The sequence below is a fragment of the Streptomyces sp. SID3212 genome (genome assembly GCF_009865405.1).
Taxonomy (GTDB): domain Bacteria; phylum Actinomycetota; class Actinomycetes; order Streptomycetales; family Streptomycetaceae; genus Streptomyces.
In genome coordinates this window covers 1-1,341 of record NZ_WWJY01000855.1, presented here as the reverse complement: position 1 = coordinate 1,341, position 1,341 = coordinate 1, and the positions used below count along the sequence as shown (strand labels likewise).

1 protein-coding gene is annotated in these 1,341 nt (G+C 71.1%); it reads left to right on the top strand.

Going from position 1 to position 1,341, the window contains the following annotated elements; all coding sequences use genetic code 11:
- Positions 1 to 297: 297 nt before the first annotated feature.
- Positions 298 to 1,341: helix-turn-helix domain-containing protein (locus GT042_RS25810; RefSeq protein WP_161311128.1), on the top strand; the 1,044-nt coding region annotated here is incomplete at its 3' end.

Below are 1,341 nucleotides of genomic sequence, written 5' to 3'. Positions count from 1 at the left end.
CCTGGGAAGAAAGGACTGAACCGGTCCTCCGCACCCTACGGGGACGGGCCATGCGCGCGAGGCCCACTTCCCTGCGCGGCCCGCGAGTGGAACGCTTCGTGATCGAATGCTTCGCGCCAAGTTGCCTTGTCGACATAACGCCGGTGGGAGAACTTGTCACGCCGGCACCACGGGACACAGTAGATTCGATCATGAGGATCCAAGGCTGGGGACCCGTGCAGAACCGAGGGGAATCGTGCAGGAGCGAGAGGCCCGACAAGAACGGGGAGACGCGAACACCGAGGGGGGCTTAGCGACATGAGCCAGGACTCCACTGCCGCACCGGAGTCGGCACGGAAGCTTTCCGGGCGCAGGCGCCGGGAAGTTGTCGCCGTGCTGCTTTTCAGCGGTGGGCCCATCTTCGAGAGTTCCATCCCCCTCTCCGTGTTCGGAATCGACCGCCAGGACGCCGGGGTTCCGCGCTACCGCCTGTTGGTCTGCGCCGGAGAGGAAGGACCGCTGCGGACCACCGGCGGACTCGAACTGAGCGCGCCGTACGGCCTGGAGGCCATCAGCAGAGCAGGCACGGTGGTCGTACCGGCCTGGCGGTCCATCACCTCACCGCCGCCCCCGGAAGCGCTCGACGCGCTACGCCGGGCGCATGAGGAGGGCGCGCGGATCGTGGGTCTGTGCACCGGCGCTTTCGTGCTGGCGGCGGCCGGTCTGCTGGACGGCCGGCCGGCCACCACCCACTGGATGTACGCGCCGACGCTGGCCAAGCGCTATCCGTCCGTCCATGTGGACCCGCGCGAACTGTTCGTCGACGACGGGGACGTGCTCACGTCCGCCGGCACGGCGGCCGGAATCGATCTGTGTCTGCACATAGTCCGGACGGACCACGGCGCGGAGGCCGCGGGCGCGCTGGCCCGCCGGCTGGTGGTGCCGCCGCGGCGCAGCGGCGGCCAGGAGCGCTATCTCGACCGGTCGCTGCCGGAGGAGATCGGCTCCGACCCGCTGGCCGAGGTGGTGGCCTGGGCGCTGGAGCATCTGCACGAGCAGTTCGACGTGGAGACGCTCGCGGCCCGCGCGTACATGAGCCGGCGGACCTTCGACCGGCGGTTCCGCTCGCTCACCGGCAGCGCGCCGCTCCAGTGGCTGATCACGCAGCGGGTGCTCCAGGCCCAGCGGCTGCTGGAGACCTCGGACTACTCGGTCGACGAGGTGGCGGGCCGCTGCGGCTTCCGCTCCCCCGTGGCGCTGCGCGGCCACTTCCGGCGGCAGCTGGGGTCCTCCCCCGCGGCCTACCGTTCCGCCTACCGGGCGCGCCGCCCGCAGGGCGAGCCGGTGCCGCACGGGGTCACG